This window comes from Salipiger thiooxidans (genome assembly GCF_900102075.1).
Classification (GTDB): Bacteria; Pseudomonadota; Alphaproteobacteria; order Rhodobacterales; family Rhodobacteraceae; genus Salipiger; species Salipiger thiooxidans.
This window is the reverse complement of record NZ_FNAV01000011.1, coordinates 22,330-44,185: the sequence shown is the minus strand read 5'-3', so window position 1 is coordinate 44,185 and position 21,856 is coordinate 22,330. Positions and strand designations below refer to the sequence as shown.

25 protein-coding genes and 1 pseudogene are annotated in these 21,856 nt (G+C 68.1%); 13 read left to right on the top strand and 13 right to left on the bottom strand.

Annotated features, from left to right (window positions below):
- Positions 1-75: 75 nt before the first annotated feature.
- The 3 genes from argS to BLQ77_RS16960 all read right to left on the bottom strand — a co-directional run bounded on the left by argS (position 76) and on the right by BLQ77_RS16960 (position 5,530).
- Complete coding sequence (gene argS, locus BLQ77_RS16970; protein ID WP_089961648.1) at positions 76-1,818, bottom strand: arginine--tRNA ligase; 1,743 nt, start codon at positions 1,816-1,818, stop codon at positions 76-78.
- Between the two features lie 483 nt (positions 1,819-2,301).
- Positions 2,302-4,173 (bottom strand): cation:proton antiporter, encoded by a 1,872-nt coding sequence (locus BLQ77_RS16965; RefSeq protein WP_089961379.1) that lies wholly within the window; start codon positions 4,171-4,173, stop codon positions 2,302-2,304.
- Positions 4,174-4,357: 184 nt separating this feature from the next.
- Positions 4,358-5,530 carry a deoxyguanosinetriphosphate triphosphohydrolase gene (locus tag BLQ77_RS16960; protein WP_089961376.1) on the bottom strand — a complete coding sequence of 391 codons (1,173 nt, stop codon included), beginning with the start codon at positions 5,528-5,530 and terminating at the stop codon, positions 4,358-4,360.
- A gap of 111 nt (positions 5,531-5,641) precedes the next feature.
- Here BLQ77_RS16960 and BLQ77_RS16955 point away from each other — a divergent pair, with 111 nt between their 5' ends.
- The gene (locus BLQ77_RS16955) at positions 5,642-5,965 is read left to right on the top strand and encodes a HesB/IscA family protein (RefSeq protein WP_008885925.1); all 324 of its coding nucleotides are present in this window, start codon (positions 5,642-5,644) and stop codon (positions 5,963-5,965) included.
- Positions 5,966-6,097: 132 nt separating this feature from the next.
- On the opposite strand, the gene BLQ77_RS16950 is transcribed toward BLQ77_RS16955, so the two are convergent.
- From BLQ77_RS16950 to BLQ77_RS16935, 4 genes are read right to left on the bottom strand one after another with little or no spacing between them, the layout of a single operon-like run.
- A complete protein-coding gene (locus tag BLQ77_RS16950) occupies positions 6,098-7,060 on the bottom strand; it encodes an ABC transporter substrate-binding protein (protein WP_089961372.1) in 963 nt (320 codons plus the stop codon).
- 13 nt (positions 7,061-7,073) lie between these two features.
- A complete protein-coding gene (locus tag BLQ77_RS16945; RefSeq protein ID WP_089961370.1) occupies positions 7,074-7,865 on the bottom strand; it encodes an ABC transporter ATP-binding protein in 792 nt (263 codons plus the stop codon).
- Complete coding sequence (locus tag BLQ77_RS16940; protein ID WP_089961367.1) at positions 7,865-8,689, bottom strand: ABC transporter permease; 825 nt, start codon at positions 8,687-8,689, stop codon at positions 7,865-7,867. Before BLQ77_RS16940 ends, BLQ77_RS16945 begins: the two co-directional genes overlap by 1 nt.
- Positions 8,680-9,666, bottom strand: coding sequence for an aryl-sulfate sulfotransferase (locus BLQ77_RS16935; RefSeq protein WP_242661755.1), 987 nt, complete (start codon positions 9,664-9,666; stop codon positions 8,680-8,682). Before BLQ77_RS16935 ends, BLQ77_RS16940 begins: the two co-directional genes overlap by 10 nt.
- Before the next feature lie 313 nt (positions 9,667-9,979).
- Between BLQ77_RS16935 and BLQ77_RS29880 the strand changes: the two are divergent.
- A pseudogene (locus tag BLQ77_RS29880) lies at positions 9,980-10,141 on the top strand (LacI family DNA-binding transcriptional regulator); the annotation flags it as partial.
- A 69-nt stretch (positions 10,142-10,210) separates the two neighbouring features.
- Positions 10,211-11,011, top strand: coding sequence for a substrate-binding domain-containing protein (locus BLQ77_RS16930; RefSeq protein WP_375360209.1), 801 nt, complete (start codon positions 10,211-10,213; stop codon positions 11,009-11,011).
- Between the two features lie 15 nt (positions 11,012-11,026).
- Here the strand turns inward: BLQ77_RS16930 and BLQ77_RS16925 are convergent, their stop codons facing one another.
- Positions 11,027-11,437, bottom strand: a complete 411-nt coding sequence (locus BLQ77_RS16925) for a SufE family protein (RefSeq protein WP_089961362.1) — start codon at positions 11,435-11,437, stop codon at positions 11,027-11,029.
- 130 nt (positions 11,438-11,567) lie between these two features.
- Between BLQ77_RS16925 and BLQ77_RS16920 the strand changes: the two genes are divergently transcribed.
- Positions 11,568-12,080: a hypothetical protein gene (locus tag BLQ77_RS16920; RefSeq protein ID WP_242661754.1), complete on the top strand. Its 513-nt coding sequence runs from the start codon at positions 11,568-11,570 to the stop codon at positions 12,078-12,080.
- Positions 12,081-12,111: 31 nt separating this feature from the next.
- Here BLQ77_RS16920 and rnd read toward each other — a convergent pair whose 3' ends face one another.
- Positions 12,112-13,269, bottom strand: coding sequence for a ribonuclease D (gene rnd, locus BLQ77_RS16915; RefSeq protein WP_008884399.1), 1,158 nt, complete (start codon positions 13,267-13,269; stop codon positions 12,112-12,114).
- Between the two features lie 233 nt (positions 13,270-13,502).
- Between rnd and BLQ77_RS16910 the strand changes: the two genes are divergently transcribed.
- Entirely contained in the window at positions 13,503-13,709 is a 207-nt protein-coding gene (locus BLQ77_RS16910; protein ID WP_089961354.1) for a hypothetical protein, read from the top strand.
- Here BLQ77_RS16910 and purN read toward each other — a convergent pair.
- Together purN and purM are read right to left on the bottom strand one after the other, a co-directional pair.
- The gene (gene purN / locus BLQ77_RS16905) at positions 13,696-14,292 is read right to left on the bottom strand and encodes a phosphoribosylglycinamide formyltransferase (RefSeq protein ID WP_089961351.1); all 597 of its coding nucleotides are present in this window, start codon (positions 14,290-14,292) and stop codon (positions 13,696-13,698) included. The two genes, BLQ77_RS16910 and purN, sit on opposite strands and share 14 nt — an antisense overlap.
- The gene (purM, locus tag BLQ77_RS16900; RefSeq protein WP_008885236.1) at positions 14,289-15,335 is read right to left on the bottom strand and encodes a phosphoribosylformylglycinamidine cyclo-ligase; all 1,047 of its coding nucleotides are present in this window, start codon (positions 15,333-15,335) and stop codon (positions 14,289-14,291) included. Before purM ends, purN begins: the two co-directional genes overlap by 4 nt.
- Positions 15,336-15,491: 156 nt before the next feature.
- On the opposite strand from purM, the gene speB reads away from it, so the two are divergent.
- The 6 genes from speB (at position 15,492) to gap (ending at position 20,248) form a co-directional block, all read left to right on the top strand.
- A complete protein-coding gene (gene speB, locus BLQ77_RS16895) occupies positions 15,492-16,463 on the top strand; it encodes an agmatinase (protein ID WP_089961349.1) in 972 nt (323 codons plus the stop codon).
- A 140-nt stretch (positions 16,464-16,603) separates the two neighbouring features.
- Positions 16,604-17,743 (top strand): CaiB/BaiF CoA transferase family protein, encoded by a 1,140-nt coding sequence (locus BLQ77_RS16890; protein WP_089961347.1) that lies wholly within the window; start codon positions 16,604-16,606, stop codon positions 17,741-17,743.
- Between the two features lie 129 nt (positions 17,744-17,872).
- On the top strand, positions 17,873-18,451 hold the full coding sequence (locus tag BLQ77_RS16885; protein ID WP_008885216.1) for a YqaA family protein: 579 nt from the start codon (positions 17,873-17,875) through the stop codon (positions 18,449-18,451).
- Positions 18,448-18,921, top strand: a complete 474-nt coding sequence (locus BLQ77_RS16880) for a disulfide bond formation protein B (protein ID WP_008885912.1) — start codon at positions 18,448-18,450, stop codon at positions 18,919-18,921. The genes BLQ77_RS16885 and BLQ77_RS16880 overlap by 4 nt, the downstream gene beginning before the upstream one ends.
- An 88-nt stretch (positions 18,922-19,009) precedes the next feature.
- Complete coding sequence (locus BLQ77_RS28830; RefSeq protein WP_165617143.1) at positions 19,010-19,153, top strand: hypothetical protein; 144 nt, start codon at positions 19,010-19,012, stop codon at positions 19,151-19,153.
- A gap of 93 nt (positions 19,154-19,246) precedes the next feature.
- The gene (gap, locus tag BLQ77_RS16875; RefSeq protein WP_008884613.1) at positions 19,247-20,248 is read left to right on the top strand and encodes a type I glyceraldehyde-3-phosphate dehydrogenase; all 1,002 of its coding nucleotides are present in this window, start codon (positions 19,247-19,249) and stop codon (positions 20,246-20,248) included.
- 175 nt (positions 20,249-20,423) lie between these two features.
- On the opposite strand, the gene BLQ77_RS16870 is transcribed toward gap, so the two are convergent.
- Positions 20,424-20,654, bottom strand: a complete 231-nt coding sequence (locus BLQ77_RS16870) for a hypothetical protein (RefSeq protein ID WP_089961344.1) — start codon at positions 20,652-20,654, stop codon at positions 20,424-20,426.
- A 198-nt stretch (positions 20,655-20,852) separates the two neighbouring features.
- Between BLQ77_RS16870 and BLQ77_RS16865 the strand changes: the two genes are divergently transcribed.
- Complete coding sequence (locus tag BLQ77_RS16865) at positions 20,853-21,032, top strand: hypothetical protein (protein WP_089961341.1); 180 nt, start codon at positions 20,853-20,855, stop codon at positions 21,030-21,032.
- A 41-nt stretch (positions 21,033-21,073) separates the two neighbouring features.
- Entirely contained in the window at positions 21,074-21,220 is a 147-nt protein-coding gene (locus BLQ77_RS16860) for a hypothetical protein (RefSeq protein WP_008885512.1), read from the top strand.
- A 16-nt stretch (positions 21,221-21,236) separates the two neighbouring features.
- Here the strand turns inward: BLQ77_RS16860 and coaD are convergent, their stop codons facing one another.
- Complete coding sequence (gene coaD / locus BLQ77_RS16855) at positions 21,237-21,728, bottom strand: pantetheine-phosphate adenylyltransferase (RefSeq protein ID WP_008884868.1); 492 nt, start codon at positions 21,726-21,728, stop codon at positions 21,237-21,239.
- Between the last annotated feature and the right edge of the window lie 128 nt (positions 21,729-21,856).

Genomic DNA, 21,856 nt, shown 5'->3' with positions numbered 1-21,856 from the left:
TCGCTGCCCCGCGGCGTTCACGCGCCACGGCAATCTGCTCTGCCCGTCATCCCCGGGGCGGCGCGGCGTTCTGGCTCAGCGCATTTCTTCCGCCGGGGTTACGCCCAAGATACCAAGACCCGCGGAAATGACAACCGCGACGGATCGGGCGAGAGCGATTTTGCGCTGGCTGGTTTCGGCATCGTCCTGCAGGAAGCGCAGGCCCGGCTCGTCGTGGCCGCGGTTCCACAGACCGTGCAGCTCCGAGGCCAGTTCGTTGAGCCAGATCGCGACCTTGTGCGGCTCGTGACCCTTGGCGGCGATCTCGACGAGACGCGGCCATTCGGCCACCTTCTTCATCAGCCCCAGCTCGGCCTCGTGGTCGAGCGCGGTCAGATCCGCCCTGGCGAGCGCCGCGTCCGAGATGTCGATCCCCTGCTCCACCGCCTTGCGCATGACCGAACAGATCCGGGCGTGCGCGTATTGCACGTAGAACACCGGGTTCTCCTTGGACTGCTCGACAGCCTTGGCAAAGTCGAAGTCGAGCGAGGCGTCGTTCTTGCGCGTCAGCATGACGAAGCGGGTCACGTCGGGGCCGACTTCCTCGACCACGTCGCGCAGGGTCACGAAGGTCCCTGCCCGCTTGGACATTTTGAAGGGCTCGCCGTTCTTGAAGAGCTTCACCAGCTGGATGAGCTTGATGTCGAGCGGCGTCTTGCCGTCCGAGAGCGCCGAGACCGCCGCCTTCATCCGCTTGACGTAGCCGCCGTGGTCGGCGCCGAAGACGTCGATCAGCTGGTCGAAGCCGCGGCTCACCTTGTCGAAGTGATAGGCGATGTCCGGGGCGAAATAGGTCCAGGCGCCGTCCGACTTCTTGATCGGGCGGTCGACGTCGTCGCCGTGCTCGGTCGACTTGAAGAGGGTCTGCTCGCGCGGCTCCCAGTCCTCGGGGGTCTTGCCCTTCGGCGGCTCGAGCACGCCGCGGTAGATCAGGCCCTTGGCATCAAGGCTCTCGATCGCAGCCTCGATCTTGCCGGTGCCGTAGAGCGATTTCTCCGAGAAGAAATGGTCCATCTCGACGCCGAGCAGCTTCAGGTCCTCGCGGATCAGCTTCATCATCTCGTCGGTGGCGAAGTTGCGGATCTCCTCGAGCCAGACCTCTTCGGGCTGGTCGACGTATTGCTCACCGACCCGCGCGGCGAGCATCTCGCCCACCGGGATCAGGTAATCGCCGGGATAGGTGCCATCGGCGAACTCGACCTCGTGGCCAAGCGCCTCAAGGTAGCGGAGGTAGACCGAGCGTGCGAGCACGTCGACCTGAGCGCCGCCGTCGTTGATGTAGTATTCACGGGTGACGTCGTAGCCGGCGAAATCCAGCAGGCTTGCCAGCGCATCGCCGAAGACCGCGCCGCGGGTGTGGCCCACGTGCAGCGGCCCGGTCGGGTTGGCCGAGACGTATTCCACGTTGATCCGGGCGCCCTGCCCCATGTCGGAGCGGCCGAAATCGGTGCCCTGCGCCAGCACCGCGCCGGGCAGCGCCTGCCAGACCGAGGGCGCGAGCCGCAGGTTGAGGAAGCCGGGGCCTGCCACCTCGGCGGCCACGATGCGGTCGTCGGCGCCGATCTTCGCCGCCAGCGCCTCGGCGATGTCGCGCGGCCTGGCCTTGGCGGGCTTGGCCAGCACCATCGCGGCGTTGGTCGCCATGTCGCCGTGCAGCGGGTCTCGCGGGGGCTCCACCGTCACGGGGGCGGTGTTGAGCCCTTCGGGCAGGATGCCCTCGGCCTGCAGCGCCTCGATCGCCTGCAGGACAAGCGCGCGAATGTCGGTGAAGAGGTTCATTGTCAGCGTCTCCATACGGTCGCGCCTCCTGTATCACTTCGGCGGACGGGGTCAAATGGGGAGCGTGGCACGGGCGGAGACGATGCAGTGGGGGCTCTGCCCCCGCCTTCGGCTCCCCCGGGATATTTGGGGCCACTGGAGGACAGGGGCTTGGTCGTCTGGCGCCGAGCGTCCAGGGTCGAGGTGGAGCGCGGCCGCCTCGCGAAGAGCCCACGATAACCGGGCGGACAGGGCTCGGTCGCGGGGACGGGGCACCTGGACTGAGCGCGGTAACGAAGCATTAAGGTTGATACGGGATGGTGGCGGCACGGTACAGGCGGGGACGCCGATGACCGTGCCAGTGGAAGCAGAGGCTTCTCGCGGCCCGTTCCCGGCAAGGGACGGGCCGCATCCGTGTGTGGCGGCGTGTCGGGCAGCTCTCCTGGCGGCCGTGCTGGTCAGGCAGGAGGGGCGTCCCCGCCGCCCCGCAAGGCGGGCCGCAGGTCATCTGCCCGCAGCGGTGGCGCCCTTCAGCGTGTCGTTGCCGTTCTCGTCGCGGCGGTCCTCCTTGCGCTCTTCGCGCTTGGGAGCGAGGAACAGCAGCCGCGTGTCCTCGGTCTCCTTCACCTTGTCCTCGGGGCCGAGCAGGCGCAGGGTGCCGCCCGGACCGAGGTCGGCGACCGGAACGCCCTCCGGGTTACGCTCGCGCCAGTGCTCGGGCGTGAACTCGGCGGAGAGCTTTGTGACGCGGAACTCCCAGCCTTCTGCGAGCCGCGCATTGGCCTCGAAATAGGTCTCGTCCGCGGCGATCTTCTGACCGCCCAGCGTCGCGGGCAGCGCGTGGCGGGCCGAGGCCTGGCGCATGCGCTTGAGCTGAAACACGTGCTCGCGGCCGAATTCCGGCGCGAGGTCGGTGGCCACCAGCGTGTTGTAGGCGTCGTTGTCGGTCGCCGCGATGACCTTGTCGTAGGTGACGAAGTCGAGCTTGTGCTCGGCGGCCTCGGACAGGATGTCGCCCCAGAACGTGTCGAGCCCCGCCTCGCGTGCCAGCCGCAGATGGGCGTGGTTGGGATCGCTCACCAGCACCGGCAGATCGAGCTTGCGCAGCGCCAGCCCCAGCGCCGTGGCCCATCGCGAGCCGCCCACGATCATCACCCCCGGCGTCTCGGTGGCGCGCTGGCCCAGCAGCCGCGCCAGCGGCGTCAGGGTGAAGCCGTGCAGCACGACGGTTGCCGCCACCAGCGCGAAGGCCAGCATCGCGATGCGGTCGCCATCCGCCACGCCGAGCGCCGCGAGACGCTCGCCGAAGAGTCCCGCAACCGCCACCAGCACCACGCCCCGCGGGCCGGTGAAGGCCACCAGCAGCCGCTCGCGCCACGGGATATTCGAGAAGGCCAGCGCCACCAGCACCGGCAGCGGCCGGGCGATCAGGATCACCGAGACCACGAAGAGCAGCGTGGTCCAGTTCATGGCGAGCAGCGTCGAGCGGTCCATGTTCGCCGCCATCAGGATGAACACCCCCGAGACCAGCAGGATCGTGGCGTGCTCCTTGAAGCGACGGAGTTCGGCGTAGCTCGGCAGGTCGGCGTTGGCGATCCAAAGCCCCATGACGGTGACCGCGAGCAACCCGCTCTCGTGCAGGATCGAATCCGACACGGCGAAGACCGCGAGCAGCAACACAAAGAGCACCGGGACCTTCATGTATTCCGGCACCAGCGCGTTGCGGAAGGCCCGGGCGAGCCCCCAGCCGCCCGCCGCGCCAAGCGCCACCGCCATCGCGATGCCGACCACCATGTCGGTGATCGCCGCGCCCACCGAGGTGGCGTCGCGCAGCACCACGACCACCTCAAAGGCCAGCACCGCCGCCAGCGCGCCGACCGGGTCGTTGACGATGGCCTCCCATTGCAGCAGCGCCGCCGGGCGCCGCTTGAGCCGCGCCTGCCGCAGCAGCGGCGCGATCACCGTGGGTCCGGTGACGATCATGATGCCGCCGAACACCGCGGAGCTTTCCCACGACAGCCCCGCCGCCCAGTGCAGCGCGGCGCTCGAGGCGAGCCAGCCGAGCGGCCCGCCGATCAGCACCAGCCGCCGGACACCGGTGGCCGCGTCGCTCAGCGACTGGAAGTTGAGCGTGAGCCCGCCCTCGAAGAGGATGATCGCCACGGCAATGGCCAGCATCGGCTGCATCAGGTCGCCGAACTCGCGCGAGGGATCGAGCAGGCCGAGCCCCGGCCCCACCACCAGCCCCGCCGCAAGCATCAGCACGATCGCCGGCATCCGCAGGCGCCAGGCCAGCCATTGCGAGCCCACGCCCAGCACGCCCACCAGCGCAAATCCCAGCACCGGGTCGAGCCCCGAGGTTTCAGCCACAGCCATTCGCGTCCTTCCGTTCCTGTCCCCTGCCCCGCAAGGCAACCCGCCGGGCCGGGTTCCGTTCCCGGGCCCGGCGGTCTTGTTGGCGGTCCTGATCAGGAAATGTCACGCGGAGGCGCCCTGTCCAGCCCCGATGCAGCGCACCGGGGTATCGCGGGACATCGCGGGGCCAAAGCGGGCCGGCGCGTCAGTGCACGTCGTGCAGGATATCGACGCCCATCAGCCTGGCGTGGGATTGCAGCGCGAAGCGGTCGGTCATGCCGGCGATGTAGTCACAGACCAGCCGCGCCAGCTGCGCCTCGTCCTCGACCGCCTCGATCTCCTGCCGCCAGCGCTGCGGCAGCAGCGAGGGGTCCTGCATGTAGATCGGGAACAGGTCGGTCACCACCTGCGTCACCTTGGTGCGGATCTCCATCACCGAGGGCGCGCGGTACATGCGGGTGAAGAGGAACTGGCGGATCTCCTTCAGCTTGATCCACATGTCGTCGGAAAACGCGATGACCGGCCGCCCGAGATGGCGGATCGCCTCGGCACTCTCGGGGGCCGCCGCGTCGAGCCGGGCCCGGCTGGTGTCGATCACGTCCGAGACCATGTAGCCGAAGACCCGGCGCAGCGCCTCGTGGCGGCGGCGGTAGGGGTCGAGCGACGGATAGATGCGGTCGACCTCGGCATAGGCGGGACCGATCAGCGCAAGCTCGGCGATCTCGTCCTCGGTGAAGAGCCCGGCCCGGAGCCCGTCCTGCAGATCGTGGTTGTTGTAGGCCACGTCGTCGGACAGCGCCGCCACCTGCGCCTCGCCGCTGGCGTGGGTATGCAGCTCGAGATCGTGGACGGCATTGTAGGCGGCCAGCGTCACCGGCAGGGTCTCGCCCTCGGCCAGCGGAAGCAGCGGCCCGTTGTGCTTGGCGATGCCCTCGAGCGTGTCCCAGGTCAGGTTCAACCCGTTGAACTCGGCGTAGTGGCGCTCGAGCGAGGTGACGATGTGCAGCGCCTGCGCGTTGTGGTCGAAGCCGCCGTAGGGCGCCATAAGTTCGTGCAGCGCGTCCTCGCCGGTGTGGCCGAAGGGCGTGTGGCCGAGGTCATGGGCCAGCGCCACCGCCTCGGTCAGGTCGGTGTTCAGCCCCAGCGCGTTGGCCATGGTCCGCGCCACCTGCGCCACCTCGATGCTGTGGGTCAGCCGGGTGCGGTAGAAATCGCCCTCGTGCTCGACGAAGACCTGGGTCTTGTGCTTGAGTCGGCGGAACGCCGAGGAATGGATGATACGGTCCCGGTCGCGCTGGAAGCAGGAGCGGAAGGCGCTCTCTTCCTCGATCACGCGCCGTCCGCGCGCGGCTGCCGGATCGCAAGCGTAGATCGCCATGCGCTGTCGCCTTTCGTCTGCGCGGGCCGGATCGTGTTGCCCGGTTGCCGCCTGTCCTTGGCTTCCCTATATTATGCGGACGCAGCAAGATAAACCTTTGCGAGTCCCAAGATGAATCTGCCCCCCAAAGTCACCGACCGTGCCTTCGCCCGCCTCTCCGAGATCGGCGCCGGCGCACAGGGCAAGGCCCTGCGCGTGGCCGTCGAGGGCGGCGGCTGCTCCGGTTTCCAGTACGACATCAAGCTCGACGAGCCCGCCGACGACGATCTCGTCCTCGAGGCTTCGGGCGAGCGCGTGGTGATCGACGAGATCTCCCTGCCGTTCCTCGCCAACGCGACCATCGACTTCACCGAAGAGCTGATCGGCGCGCGGTTCACCATCGAGAACCCGAACGCATCCAGCTCCTGCGGCTGCGGCACCAGCTTCTCGATGTGAGATCACGCCTCCGGGCCTTCCGGACATGAAGAACGGGGCGCAACTCTGCGCCCCGTTTTGTTTTTCCCGACAGATTGCGCGCCGTGACCGGCCCCGCCCAGGGCACGGCCGGTCATGGCGTGCGGCGCGGGATCACGGCAGGCTCACCGCCTCCGGGGAGGCCTTGCGCAGCGCCTCGGGCGCGAAAAGCTCGAGCATTGCGGCCGTGTCGACCGCCTCGCCGCGCACCACGCCCTGCGCGAGGATCCAGTCGGCCTCGCGCACCAGAAGCTCGGCAAGCCCCTCGTCGAGCTTCAGCCCGATGTCCACGTCCTGCCACATCTGCGCCAGCGCCTCGGGCGTCATCGCGCCCTGCATCGACCTGGCGACGGCGGCCATCGCGGCCTCGGGGTCGGCCTGCACATCCGCGTCCGCCTTGGCGAGCGCCGCCATGAAGGCGTCGAGCGTGGCGGATTTCTCGCCGGTCATCTCGGGCGTGGCTGCGAGAATGTAATGCACGTCGTAGCCCGGTACCCGCAGTTCTGCGTAGCTGTCGCCCAGCGTCGTTTTCGCGGCACCGTAGAAGGTTGGGAACGGCACGATGGCGTCGAGATCGCCGCGCGCCAGCGCCGGCACCAGGTCGGGCGGCGCGGCGCCCACGACCTCGGCCTCGATCCCCGCACCTGAGAGGATCTCGTCGAGGTAGAAGTTCACGTTGGTGCCGATGGTGGTGCCGATGCGCTTGCCCGCCAGGTCGGACGGGCCCGCCACCTCGCCCGAGGCGGTGTTGACGATCACCCGGCTGCCGGTGAAGCGCGCGAGGTCGCCCACCACGGCGAAGTCCTGTCCGGTGAGCGCGCCCACGGCGGCGGGGAACTCGGCCATGAAGGTCACGTCGACCTGCCCGCCGATCATCGCCTCAAAGCCCTCGCGGCCGGTCGGGAAGGACACGAACTCGATGTCGAGCCCGGCGTCTTCGAAATAGCCCTTCTCGATGGCGATATCGACCTGCGGGGTCTGCGGGTTCGGGGTCCAGGCGAAGGTGAGGCTCTCGGCGGTTGCCAGAGCGGGAACAAGCAGCGCGGCACTCAGCGCGGTGGAAGTCAGAAGTTTCATGTGTGCGTCTCCTTCAGTGAGCAGGCTCTGGGAGCGGTTCGGTGGTCGGGCGCAGAAGGCCCAGGATGTCTTCGCGGATCTCCAGCAGGTCCGAACCGGAGCGGCTCAGCGCGCGCGGGCGCGGCTGGGTCATGGCGTAGTGGCGGATCAGGCGGCCGGGCGCCTGGCTCATGACGCGGACGTCGTCGGCCAGCAGCAGCGCCTCGTCCACGTCGTGGGTGACGAAGAGTACCGTCGCGCGATGCTTGCGCCAGACGTTGAGCAGCAGCTCGTGCATGACGATCCGCGTCTGCGCGTCGAGCGCGCCGAAGGGTTCGTCCATGAGCAGCACCTTGGCGCCGGTGGCGAAGGTGCGCGCGATGGCCACCCGCTGCTTCATGCCGCCAGACAACTGCTGCGGGTACTTCTCCGCATGGGGCCCCAGCCCGACCTCGTCGAGTGCTGCGCGGGCGCGGTCGATCTCCTCGCGCTTCGAGAAGCCGAACTGCTTGAGCCCGAAGCGGATGTTGCCGAGCGCGGTGAACCACGGGAAGAGCGCGTATTGCTGGAAGATCACCCCCACGTCCGGAGACGGCCCCCGGATCTGCGCGCCATCAAGCGTAATGCGCCCCTCGGCTGGTTGAACAAAACCCGCTATCGCGTTCATAAGGGTAGATTTTCCGCAGCCGGATGGACCGATAAGCGCGGTGAAGGTGCCCGGCTCGAGCACGAGGTTCGTCCGGTCGAGCGCGGTAACCGCGCTGTCGCGGGTGCCGAAGCGGATGACGACGTCCTCAACCTCGACACGTCCCTTGTCCATCTCCATCAGCCCTGCTCCCAATGCACGAGTTTGCGGCCGATGCGATGCACCACCAGGTCGGCGACCGCGCCGAGAATGCCGAGAATGATCAGCAACGAGAACATGCGGTCGGTGCGGATGTATTGCCGCGCCTCCTGCAGCCGGAAGCCGAGGCCCGAGGACGCCCCGGAAAGCTCGGCCGCAACGAGGCTCAGGAAGGCCAGCGCGACGCCGAGCCGGATGCCCGCGAAGATATGCGGGGCCGCGGCAGGCAGCACCACGGTCAGGAACTCGCGCAGCCGCGAGGCGCCCAGAGAGCGCGCCGCGCGCAAGTAGGTCTCGGGCACGTATTGCATGCCGTGATGGGTGTTGAACCAGACGGTCAGGAACACCGTGTAGGAGACCACGAAATACTTCGAGCCCTCGCCGATGCCGAACCAGACGATCGCCACCGGCACCAGCGCGATGGCCGGGATCGGGCGAAGCAGGTTCAGGAACGGGTTCAGCAGCGTGCGCACCAGCGGCACCCGCCCGGTGAGCAGGCCCATGGTGACGCCCAGCGTCGCGCCGATGGCAAAGCCCACGCCGGCGCGGCCCAGCGAGACGCCGAGATCCTTCTGCAACGTGCCGTTCTGCCACATCTCGACAGTGGCGGACCACACCGACCACGGCGCCGGGAAGATCGCCTCGGAAACCACCCCGGAGGCGCCGACGACGCTCCAGAGCGCGAGGATGAAGAGGAAAGAGACCATCGGCAGCCCCACCGCGGTGCCCGCAGCGGAGAGCTGCGCGAACCGGGCGACGGGCGGCTTGGGCCGGGTTATCTTGTCGTGCTGCTCGGTCACAGCCATGGCACCTGGCTCTCGGAGTAGCGATGGGCGCGGAAGCAGGTGTTGTGGCTTCCCCGGATGAACTGGTTCAGCGGCGCGGGATACTCGGCGAAATCGGGGATCACGTATTCCCAGACCACCTCGCCCATGGGCGTGACCTCGAAGAGCCTGCCGAAGCCGCTCTCGCAGATGAGCGTATTGCCGTTAACAAGCCGTTGAGCGCTGCCCATGAAGGGCGAAAAGAAGCTGGGCGCGTTGGGATCGGTGTAGTCCCAAGTGGTCTCCATGGTCTTCGGGTCGAACTGGATGGCCCGGCTGTAGGGGTTGGATGAACCCACCCGCAAGTTGCCGTTGTCGAAGACGAGGATGGAGCCGTCGTCCATCTCGACCGGCGTGTGCTGCTGGGCCACCACGTCGGGGCCGGCGTGCCAGACGATGCGCCCCGAGGCCCTGTCGACCGCGATCACCCCCGAGGTGGTGCGCAGGCTCATCAGGATCAGCCCGTCGCGGGTTACCGAAAGACCGTTGATCATCGGCCAGTGGCGGCGGTCGAAGATCGGGTGGATCGGCAGGTCGGCGGGATCGATGTGGTCCCAGATCCGCCATTCCCAGACGGTTTCGCCCTTGCGGTTCACCTCGCGCACGATGTCGGACTGCACGATGCCGTCCGCCCCGTCCTTGCGCGGATCGCCCCCCGTCACCCGCGCCGCCTTGTCGGCGGGCAGCTCGGCCGCGACGGTGTAGAGCAGGTTGCCGCCCGGCAGCCATTGCGCATCGTGGTGATGATAGATGTCCTCGTGGCGCCAGACGATCTCGCCCGAGGGCGTTGCCTCGTAGAAGTCACCGCCATGCCAGAGGTCCCACGCGGGATAGAGATCGGCCGATGTCGCATGGCTGCCATTGTAGCCCAGATTGCCGTTCGACAGGATCACCGCGTCGCGGCCCGGCCGCACCGGCATGGTCCATTGATGCGCGGTGCGGCCCTCGATGTCGATCATGTCGACCACCCCGCCCCCGGTCTGGCGTGCAAAAAGCGTGTAACCTCCGGCGCTTCGGGCGCGATCCAGTGCGGTCAGGCCAAGTCTCCGTCTTGCAAGAGTAATTTGCGAGGTCATCGCATTCTCCCGTAGTATGCTTGCAGAATCGGGCATCGTCGGTCCTTTCGATGTCGCAAAAACGTTTTAACAAACCGATTACTCCGAATCGGGATCGTTAAAACGATTTAACGTAATTTTCGGCGCCTTTTTCTTGCCACGCGAGAAAAACAGGCGCATTCGCACCAGTAAAGCGCAAGAAACCGGCACCGGGGTCATGAACAAGCAGATCGAAGCAACCCGCCGTCGAGTCACGGTGAAGGACGTCGCCAGGGTGGCGGGCGTTTCTGCGGGCACGGTCTCGAACGCCATCAGCGGCAAGCGCAAGGTCGATCACGAGACGCGGGCACGGATCGACAAGGCGATCAAGGAGCTGGGCTATGTCCCGAACCTCGCCGCGCGGGGGATGCGGACGGGCCGCGCCAACACCATCGCGATCTTCTCGTCAATGCCCACCGCGGTCGCCGCGGGCTCGGCGCGACTGGGCTTCCTGATGGAGGTCGCGGCCTCGGCGGCGGTGGCGGCGCTCGAGCGCAACGTGGCGCTGGTGCTGGTGCCGCCCATCGAGCACCCCGAGACCGCGCTCGGCACCATCCCCTTCGACGGCGCCATCGTCGTCGAGCCCGAGGTCGACGACCCGTACTGGAAGGTGCTGCGCGACCGCGGCGTGCCTGTGGTCATCATCGGCCCGCCCCCCGAGGCGCCCGCCCCCGCGGTGCGCGTCGACCATGCCACCATCGCGACAATGCTGATCGGGCACCTGCTCGACTGTGGAGCCCGCGAGATCCCCCTGATCGTCGGCCGCAGCCAGCGCCAGTCGAACCGCGTGTTCCGCGAAACCTACGAGGCACGCATGGCGGCCGAGGGACTGCCGGCGCGGGTGATCGAGGTCTCAGAGGCCGAAGGCGAGCTCGGCGCCGAAGCGGCGCTTCTGGCCGAGCTCGACGCGGGCCGGAGCATGGACGGCGTGCTGGCGCCCATCGACTCGATGGCCGCGGGCGCCATGGCGGCGCTGCATGCGCGCGGGCTGCGGGTGCCGCAGGACGTGCGGGTGGCGACGCGTTATGACGGCTTCCGCGCGCGCAGCCAGACCCCTGCACTGACCGCGCTCAACCTGCGTCTCGACGAGATGGCGCAGCTTGCCACGACGGCGCTGCTGGACCAGCTCGAAGGGATGTCCGAGCCCGTCTACCTCGACGCGCCCGCGCCCGAGCTGGTGGTGCGCGGCTCGACCGTGCCGCGCGACTGATCCGGAACTGGTCCGTTACGCCGCGGCGGAGGCGTAGTCGCGGATCCGCTCGACCATGGCGCGTAGCCCGTTCGAGCGCTGCGAGGACAGGTGCTCGTTCAGCCCCAACCGCCCGAGCTCTGCCCGGGCATCGAGTTTCGTGACCTCAGCGACCGGCACGCCGTCATAGAGCCGGTGCAGAACCGCGATCAGCCCGCGCACGATCATCGCGTCGCTGTCGCCCTGGAAGTGGAACAGCCCGTCCTCGATCTGCGGGTGCAGCCAGACCTGGCTGGCGCAGCCCTCGACCTTTGTTGCGGGCACCTTCAGCGCCTCGGGCAGCGGCTCCATCGCCTTGCCCATTTCGATCACCATGCGGTAGCGGTCCTCCCAGTCCTCGAGAAACTCGAAGTCCTCGACCACCTCTTCGAATGCCGCCTGTGCCATCTTTGTCTCCTAGTTTGGGACCAGAGGTAGGCGGCGCGGGCGCAAAGGTCCAGCCCCGGAACGGGGTGCTTTTCAAGGCTGGCACAATACGATAACTGCAAGAGCAATGCAGGCAGAGGGCAGTGGCGCAATGTTCAAATCTCTATCGTTCGTGATCGTCGCCGGCGTCGTGCTGACGGGCTGCAGCGGCGTGCGCGAGTCGAATCTGAACCCGTTCAACTGGTTCGGCCAGAGCCAGCCGGTTCCGGTCAACACTCAGGCAACCGGCGCGGCCAACCCCCTCATCCCCGCCAAGCGCAATTCCATCGTGTGGGGCGACAACGAAGAGACCTATGCCGGCGCGCCGGTCGAGACCATCTCGGCGCTCTCCATCGAGCGGCGCCCGGGCGGTGCCATCATCCTCGTGACCGGGACCGCCAATCGTGCGGGTCCGTTCGAGGTGCGCCTCGTGCCCGACGAGACCGCGACCGACGGCGACACGCTGGCCTATCGCCTGCTCGCGCTGCAATCTGCCGGGCCGGTTTCGGTCCGTCCCGACGCGCGCGAGGTCAAGGCCGCGCTCTGGCTGACCGAGCAGCAGCTCGGCGGCATTCGTGAAGTGCAGGTCAGCGGCCGCAGCAACGCGCTGGTCAGCCGCCGCTAGGCCCGGCCCTCCGGGGGCCAGGCCCCCGGGATCAGAGTTCGATCACCTCGACGTCGCGGCCCTTGACCGTCAGCGCCAGCTTGCCGTCGCAAAGCCGCAGCGCATCCTCTCCGAAGACTTCGCGGCGCCAGCCGGTCAGCGCCTTCACGTCGCGCATGCCCGCGGCGATGGCGTCGAGATCCGCCGCCGGCGCAATCAGCCGCGCCGCCACGCCCGAGGCTTCGGTCCGGGCCTTCAGCAGCACCCGCAGAAGATCCGCCAGCGCCGGGTTCACCTGCAGCTGGTCACGGTCGTTCTCGGCCTTGGGCAGCTGGTCCTTGGGGCACTCGACGCCCGCGGCCACGGCGGCAAGGATGCCGTCCGCGATCGGGCCCTTGCGGGCTTCGCGCAGCAGCAGGCGCGAGCGACCGAGGTCTTCCATGGTGACGGGCTTGGTCGAGGCCAGCTCGGTCAGCGCGTCGTCCTTGAACACCCGGTTGCGCGGGATGTTGCGGGACTGGGCGTATTCCTCGCGGAAGGCCGCCAGCGCCTGCACGATGGCGAGGAAACGCGGGCTCGACGAACGCGTCTTGACCCGCTGCCAGGCATCCTCGGGACGGGTGATGTAGGTCTCGGGGTCGGTGAGCACGGCCAGTTCCTCGGCGACCCAGCGGGCGCGGCCGGTGCGCTCGAGCTCGGCGGCGAGGTATTCGTAGATCACCCGCAGGTGCGTCACGTCCGCCAGCGCGTATTTCTTCTGCGCCTCGGTCAGCGGCCGCCGCGACCAGTCGGTGAAGCGCGAGCTCTTGTCGAGCGCCTGCTTGGCGATGCGCTTGACCAGCGTCTCGTAGCCGACCTGCTCGCCGAAGCCGCAGACCATCGCCGCGACCTGCGTGTCGAACAGCGGATCGGGGATCACGCCGTGGTCGATGAAGAAGATTTCGAGATCCTGCCGCGCCGCGTGGAAGACCTTGACCACCGCGGTGTTGCGGAACAATTCGAGCAGCGGCTCGAGGTCCAGTCCGTCCACCAGCGGGTCCACCAGCACCGCGTTTTCGTCGCCCTTGCCCGGAAACGCCAATTGGATGAGGCAGAGTTTCGAGTAGTAGGTCCGCTCGCGCAGGAACTCGGTGTCGACGGTGACATAGGGCGCTTTGGCAGCCGCTTGGCAGAACGCGGCAAGGTCTTCCGTCGTGGTGATGGTCTTCATTTGGGCTCCGGCCGGTCGTACTGTTTGTTGGTTTGCCCTCCTACACCCGCGCGGCGGCGAGAGCAAAGCCACCCTGAACAAAAGCCCGCCACCTGCGGCAGCCTTGCCGGTTTCGGGGGCGACGCCATTACGAACGGTGATGGCCTCCCACCCAAACATTCATTTCCGCAATAGTCCGGGCGCAGCTATATCAGCCTCACCCTTTCAACCCGCTTCGGACGGAGGTTCCGGACATGACGATTCTCGACATCACCCCGGCGCAGGTGCGCCGGGCAGACCGCCCGCGTGCCCAAGGACTTGGTGCCTGGGCCATCGCAATCGCCCTCGTGGTGCTTCTCGGAATTCCGGCGCTGATGGCCCCGGACTCGACGCTCGACGAGGCCAACTGGCGGGGCAACAGCGCCCCCGCCGTGGCTGCCACCGCGATCAGTCGCGAGTGAGGCGCAGCATCTCGCGGTTGCCTTCGGCAAAGCGCCGGAGCACCGCGGGGTAAAGCCGGTGTTCCTGCTCGAGCACCCGCGCGGCAAGCGCGTCGGGCGTGTCGCCGGGCAGCACCCGCACGGTGGCCTGACCCAGGATCGGCCCATCGTCGAGCTCGGGCGTCACCTCGTGCACGGTGCAGCCGTGCTCGCGGTCGCCCGCCTCGAGCGCCCGTGCATGGGTGTGCAGCCCGCGATACTTGGGCAGCAGAGAGGGGTGGATGTTGAGCATCCTCCCCTGCCAGTTTTCCACGAAGCCCGCGGTGAGGACGCGCATGAAGCCCGCCAGGCACAGGATGTCCGGCGCGGCCTTCACCAGCTCGGCCTGCAGAGCCTCCTCAAAGGCCTCGCGGTCGCCCTTGAACGGCCGGTGATCGATCACCGCCGTGGGGACGCCGCGCGCGCGCGCCTTCTCCAGCCCTCCGGCATCGGCGCTGTTGGCCAGCACCAGCACCGGGCGCGCCGGGTGGTCGCCGGTCATGCTGTCGACCAGCGAGACCATGTTGGACCCGCCGCCGGAAATGAAGATGGCGACGCGCTTCAAAGCAGCGCGCCCTCGTAGGCCATGCCCGGGGTGTCGGTGACGCTGCCCAGCGTGCAGACCGTCTCGCCCTCTTCGCGCAGCAGCGCGGTGAGCGCCTCGGCCCGGTCGGCGCTGACCGCGAGGATCATGCCGATGCCGCAGTTGAAGGTCTTGAGCATCTCGGCCTGCGACATGCCGCCGGTCTCGGCCATCCACTTGAACACCGGGGGAAGATCCCACGCGTTCAGGTCGATGGCGGCGCCGGTGCCTTCGGGCAGGACGCGCGGCAGGTTCTCGGTCAGGCCGCCGCCGGTGATGTGCGCCAGCGCATGAACACCGCCCGCGCGGACCGCGGCCAGCGCCTGCTTCACGTAAAGCCGCGTCGGGGTCAGCAGCACCTCGCCGAGCGAGCCCTCGGCCCAGGGGCAATCCGCCTCCCAGCCAAGGCCCGAGACCTCGACCAGCTTCCGCACGAGGCTGTAGCCGTTGGAATGCACGCCGTCCGAGGCAAGCCCGATGAGCACGTCTCCGACCGCGACGCCGGCGGGCAGCTCGGTGCCGCGCTCCATGGCGCCCACGGCAAAGCCCGCGAGGTCGAAATCGCCCGCCGGGTACATGCCCGGCATCTCGGCGGTCTCGCCACCGATCAGCGCGCAGCCCGAGCGCACGCAGCCCTCGGCGATGCCCTCGATGACGCGCGCGGCGCTGTCGGTGTCGAGCTTGCCGGTGGCGAAGTAGTCGAGGAAGAACAGCGGCTCAGCGCCCTGGCACACGAGGTCGTTCACGCACATCGCCACGAGGTCGATGCCGACGCCGTCCACGTGGCCGGTGTCGATGGCGATGCGCAGCTTGGTGCCGACGCCGTCGGTGGCCGCGACGAGCACCGGATCGGTGTAGCCCGCCCCCTTGAGATCGAAGAGCGCGCCGAAGCCGCCCAGGCCCGACACGGTGCCGGGCCGGTTGGTCCGCTTGGCTGCCGGTTTGATCCGGTCCACCAGCGCGTTGCCCGCGTCGATGTCCACACCCGCGTCTGCGTAGGTGATGCCGTTCTTGCCGTCGCTCATGCCGCCCTCCGGAATGTTTGCGCGCGGCTTTAGCGCATGGGCGCCGGGAAGGAAAGCGCCAAGCACTTGCCGCGGGGCCCGAGACGGCAGGGATTGCCCCGGCGCGCGGCCCGGCGCAGGGTGCCCGAAACGACGACAGGACCAAGGAGGACCGTCATGGCGCACGGATACGAGTCGGGGCGGCTGAACCTGCCCTTCACCGGCATCTGCACCTTCGCCAAGAAGCCCTATGTCGAGGACTGGACCCGGATCGAGGCCGACGCGGCCATCCTGGGCGCTCCCTTCGACGCCGGCACCCAGTGGCGGGCGGGCGCGCGCTTCGGCCCGCGCTCGGTGCGCGAGGCCTCGACGCTGTTCTCCTTCGGCCACGCCGGTGCCTACGACCACGAGGACGACGCCACCTATCTCGGTGAGGACGTGCGCATCGTCGACATGGGCGACGCGGACATCGTGCACACCGACACGCTGGCCAGCCATGCCAACATCCGCGAGGGCGTGCGGGCGGCGCTGGACGCGGGCGCGCTGCCGGTGGTGATCGGTGGCGACCACTCCATCAACATCCCCTGCATCGAGGCCTTCGAGGGCCACGCGCCCTTCCATGTCCTGCAGATCGACGCCCATCTCGATTTCGTCGACGAGCGCCACGGCGTCACCCGCGGCCATGGCAACCCGATGCGCCGCGCCGCCGAGAAGGATCATGTGAGCGGCCTGACCCAGGTGGGCATCCGCAACGTCTCGTCCACCGCCAGGGAGGGCTACGACGCCGCGCGCGCCATGGGCTCGGACATCCTGTCGGTGCGGCAGGCGCGCAGGCTCGGGGCCGCGGGCGTGGCCGAGCGCATCCCCGCCGGGGCGCCGGTCTACATCACCATCGACATCGACGGCTTCTGCCCCTCGATCGCGCCGGGCACCGGCACGCCCTCGCACGGCGGCTTCCTCTATTACGAGGTGCTCGAGATCCTGCAGATCGTGGCGCGCGAGCACCGGGTGGTGGGCATCGACCTTGTCGAGGTGGCCCCCGACTACGATCCCACCGGCTCGACCGCGATTCTCGCCGCACAGGTGCTGATGAACCTGCTCGGCTTCGTGTTCCATGCCCGCGCCTCGGGCAGCGCGGATACGATTTAGCACCCGGCGCGGGGAAGGCGCGGCATCCGGAGCGCAATTAACGGAAAGGTTGCAGATCCGGTGTAGCTTTCCCTTGCACGAGGCGGGGCGGGCACGGGAAGCTGTTCGACAGAGCAGCATATCATGAGAGCCAAAGGCCCATGTCCCTTCCCCTTGCCGGCGTCACGATCGTCGATTTCAGCCGGATTCTCTCCGGTCCCTATGCCACCATGATCCTCGCGGATCTCGGTGCCTCGGTCATCAAGATCGAGCGTCCCGGCCGCGGCGACGGCGCCCGCGCGCTGCCACCGCTGAAGGACGGCAAGAGCGGCTATTTCGCCGCGGTGAACCGGGGCAAGCGCTCGATCGCGCTCGACCTCGAGAATGCCGAGGATCAGGCGCTGCTACGCCGCATCCTCGCCCGCGCCGACGTGCTGGTCGAGAACTTCCGCCCCGGCGTGATGGACCGCCACGGGCTTGGCTGGGAGGCGCTGCATGCCGAGCTCCCGGCGCTGGTCTATGCCTCGGTCAGCGGCTACGGCCAGACCGGCCCGGACGCGCGGCGCCCCGCCTATGACGCGGTGGCGCAGGCCCGCGCAGGCTTCATGGCGCTGACCGGCGATCCCGGCAGGCCCCAGCGCGCCGGCAGCTCCATCGCCGATCTCGCCGGCGGCATGTTCCTTGCCCACGGCATCCTCGCGGCGCTCTACGACCGGGTGCGCACCGGGCGCGGGCGGCGGGTGGACGTGGCGCTCCTTGACGCGCAGTTGGCCCTCATGGAGCAGGCGGTGGCGCAGACCGCCATCGGCCCCGCCCCGCAGGCCAACGGCACCCGGCACCCGAGCCTCGCCCCCTGCGAGGCGGTGGCGGCCTCGGACGGCGCCTTCGTGCTGGCCGCCGGCAGCGACGCCCAGTTCGAGCGCCTGTGCCTCACGCTGCAACTGCCGCTCTCGGACGATCCGCGCTTCGCCAGCAACGCGGCACGGCTGAGCCATGCCCGGCTGCTGAAGCGGCTGATCGAGGCCGCGACGCTGGAGCACCCGCGCTCGCACTGGCTGGCCAAGCTCACCGCCGCCGGCATCCCCTGCGCGCCGATTCAGAGCATGGATCAGGTGATGAAGGACCCGCAGCTGATGGCGCGCAACATGATCGTCGAGGTGCTCGACCGCTACGGACGCGCCACCTTCAAGGCCGCGGGCAACCCGATCAAGATGTCGGGGATGGAGGACCGCCCTGCCCGTCCCGCCGCGCCCGAACTCGACGGCAACCGCGGCGATATCCTGCGCTGGCTCGAGAGCTGAGCCGCTCTCCGCCTGCCTCGCAGGCATCCTGACGCCCGTCTGCACCGGACCGGCCCAGAACACCATTTCGTCGGTTGCACCCCGCGCGCCCCCGTGCTTCCTGCGAAACGGAAACCCGGAGACCATCCTATGCTGCGCCGCCTCTATGACTGGACCATGTCGCTGGCCGACCACCCCAAGGCCCTCTGGGCGCTCGCCGCGGTGGCCTTCATCGAGGCGTCGATCTTCCCGATTCCGCCGGATGTGCTGATGATCCCGATGGTGCTCGCGGCGCCGCGCCGGGCCTGGCTGATCGCGCTGGTGGCGACGGTGGCCTCGGTGATCGGCGGGCTCGCAGGCTACGTCATCGGACACTTCTTCTTCGAAGGCCTCGGACGCCCGATCCTCGAGGCGCTCGGCAAGGGTGACGAGATCGAGGCCTTCAACGCGCGCTTCAACGGCGTGGGCTTCTGGGCGGTGCTCATCGCCGGCGTCACGCCCTTTCCCTTCAAGGTCATCACGATCATGTCAGGCTGGACGGCGATGCCGCTCGGCACCTTCGTGGTGACCGCCATCATCGCGCGATCGCTGCGCTTTTTCGTGGTGGCAGGGCTGCTCTGGGCCTTCGGAGCCCCCATCCGCGACTTCATCGAAAAGCGGCTGGGGCTTGTCTTCACACTCTTTGTGCTCATTCTTTTGGGCGGCTTCTACCTAGTGAGGTTCCTTTGAGACTGACCCGGACTTTCCTGATCCTGCTCGCTGCCGCCGGCTCCGTGGCGCTGCTGCTCGGTGCCTTCGGGTTCCAGGTCCTCGGAGGGCTCACCCCCTGCAAGCTCTGCATCTGGCAGCGCTGGCCGCATGCGGCGGCGGTGGTGATCGCGGGCGCCGCGATCGCGACCCGCAGCGCCTTCCTGCCGTGGCTGGGTGCCATCGCCGCGCTGACCTCGGGCGCCATCGGCGTATACCACACCGGCGTCGAGCGCGCCTGGTGGCCGGGCCCGACCTCGTGCACCTCCTCCGCGCCGGTGACCGGTATCAGCGCCGACGATCTGCTGAACCAGATCATGAGCGCCGAGATCCACCGCTGCGACGAGGTGATCTGGCAACTCATGGGCCTCTCGATGGCCAGCTGGAACGCCATCGCCAGCGTCGTGCTCGCCGCGATCTGGGTCGCCGCAGCGCGCAAGAGCCACGGCTGACCCCTGCCCCTGACGCCCCTCTGCCGGCGCCAAACGGGCGCCGAAATCGCGCGTGACAGCGCCGGGACCCTCTGGCATCAGAAACGCCATGAACAATCGTCTCGCCATCTGGATCGGGCTGCTGGTCCTTGCCGCCATCGCCCTCGACATCTGGGTCTACGGCGCTGAGCATCTCGTCTTCCTGGGGCGCAAGTTCTTCACATTGCTGGATTGGCTCGCCTTCTGGCGATAACGCCGGCCTGCGCCAAACGGCGCGGTTGACTTACCGTCATCAAACTGATGACGTGCAGCCAATTCCCGGTTTCCGTACAGCGAGGAGATATCCATGACCGTCAAAGTCGCCATCAACGGCTTCGGGCGCATCGGCCGGAACGTGCTGCGCGCCATCATCGAGTCGGGCCGCACCGACATCGAGGTGATCGCCATCAACGACCTCGGCCCGGTCGAGACCAACGCCCACCTGCTGCAGTTCGACAGCGTGCACGGCCGCTTCCCGCAGGAAGTCACAGTCTCGGGCGACACCATCGACGTGGGCCGCGGCCCGATCAAGGTTTCCGCCGAGCGCAACCCCGGCGACCTGCCCTGGGGCGACGTCGACGTGGTGATGGAATGCACCGGCATTTTCACTGCTCGCGAGAAGGCCGCCATGCACCTTGCCAACGGCGCAAGCCGCGTGCTCGTCTCGGCCCCGGCCTCGGGTGCCGACAAGACCATCGTCTTCGGGGTGAACGACAGCACGCTCACCAAGGATGACATCGTGGTGTCGAACGCGTCCTGCACCACCAACTGCCTGTCGCCGGTCGCCAAGGTCCTCAACGATTCCATCGGCATCGAGAAGGGCTTCATGACCACGATCCACAGCTACACCGGCGACCAGCCGACGCTGGACACGATGCACAAGGATCTCTACCGCGCCCGCGCGGCCGCGATGTCGATGATCCCGACCTCGACCGGCGCCGCCAAGGCCGTGGGCCTCGTGCTGCCCGAGCTGAACGGCAAGCTCGACGGCGTCGCGATCCGCGTGCCGACGCCGAACGTCTCGGTCGTCGACCTGGTGTTCGAAGCCAAGCGCTCGACCACCGTGGACGAGATAAACGATGCCATCCGCACCGCCGCGAACGGCCCGCTGAAGGGCATCCTCGGCTACACGGACAAGAGCAATGTCTCGATCGACTTCAACCACGATCCGCATTCGTCGATCTTCCACACCGACCAGACCAAGGTCATGGACGGCACCATGGTGCGCATCCTGACCTGGTACGACAACGAGTGGGGCTTCTCGAACCGCATGTCCGACACTGCGGTCGCCATGGGCAAGCTGATCTGATCCGGACCCGCCGGTCGATCCGTCGGATGGGCCGAAGCTCGGTCCCACTGACGATCTGACCAGCACCTGAAAGACCTCCCGAGGGCGGGGCCGGAGACGGCCTCGCCCTCGTCACGTTTCAGGCGACCGGCACCGGCCCGCCGCGAAACCACATGACACGCGGCGGCTGTGGCGCTCAGTCGTCCCGCATCATGTCGCGCGCGGACTGGTAACCCTGGCGGGCACCGGCCTCGGCGCTGCGGGCGGCCTTGTGGGACGGCAGCATCTGCTGCGTCACCGGTGTCGGCGGCGGGAAGACGCGCTGCTCCCGCGTCCCCGCCGCCTGCGGGGCCACGCTGCCGCCGCGCGGCCCCTGTCCGAGGTCCGCCCGGCGCAGAGGCCAGGCCCCGATCGTGCGGATATCCATCCAGACATCTCCTGTTTCTGCGTGGAATTAACCTTAACCGAAATTGGTAAAGAACATCTTGCCGCCCGCCAGGCCGGCAAGGCGCGCCGCCTGCGCCATGCAAAAACTGCACATCGGAAATCGGTTTTCGGAAGTTGTGCTGCAGCGCAGCATGACTAAGTTAGCGCCAACATCAATCGAAGGGGGGAGACACGGAGAATGACCATGACCTGCTTCTACGAGACGCTGAAATCCCGCTTCGTCGCCCGCGCCAAGTACCGCCGCACCCTGCACGAACTGAGCCGGCTGCCGCTCGACACGGCGCTCGACCTCGACATCTACCCCGGCGACATCCGCCGGATCGCCGCGGAAGCCGTCTACGGCGCCGCCCGGGCCTGAGACCCGGCACCACTCACACATCCATCCGAAGGACCGAGACAATGACCGTTCTGAACAGCATCTACCGCCGCTACGCCTACCGCCGCGCCCTGCACACCCTGATGTCGCTGCCGCCGCGCACCCGACTCGACTGCGACATCCAGGGCAAGGAAGCCGAACTGGCCCACCGCGCCGTCTACGGCCGCTGAGCCGCGGCCGGCACGCTCAGCCGAAGCGTGCCTTGAGGGCCTCGTGCACCGGCGGCGTGACGAAATTGCTCACGTCGCCGCCCAGCCGGGCGATCTCCTTCACCAGCTTCGATGCAATCGCCTGGTGACGGGCCTCGGCCATGAGGAAGACCGTCTCGACACTGTCGTCGAGCACCCGGTTCATCCCGACCATCTGGAATTCGTACTCGAAATCCGCCACCGCGCGCAGCCCGCGCACGATGATCTGCGCGCCCACGTCATGGGCGCAATCGATCAGCAGGTTCTCGAAGGGATGCGGCACGATCTCGGTGCCGGTCTGTTCCGAGAGCTCGCGACATTCCGCCTCGATCATCGCCACGCGATCTTCCAGCGGGAATAGCGGGCCCTTGTCGCGGTTTATCGCGACGCCGATCACGAGACGGTCCACCAGGGCGGCGGCGCGCCGGATGATGTCGATATGACCCAGGGTGATCGGGTCGAAAGTGCCGGGATACAAGCCGATGCGCATACGGAAGCCCCTCATCTACCGTTTTGCCGCACGCAACAATATTGCGTTGATGAATGCAACCCCCGATGCAAAAAGAACATAAGGGCGACCGGTGGCCGGTCGCCCTTTCGTTGCCCCATTAGAGGGCA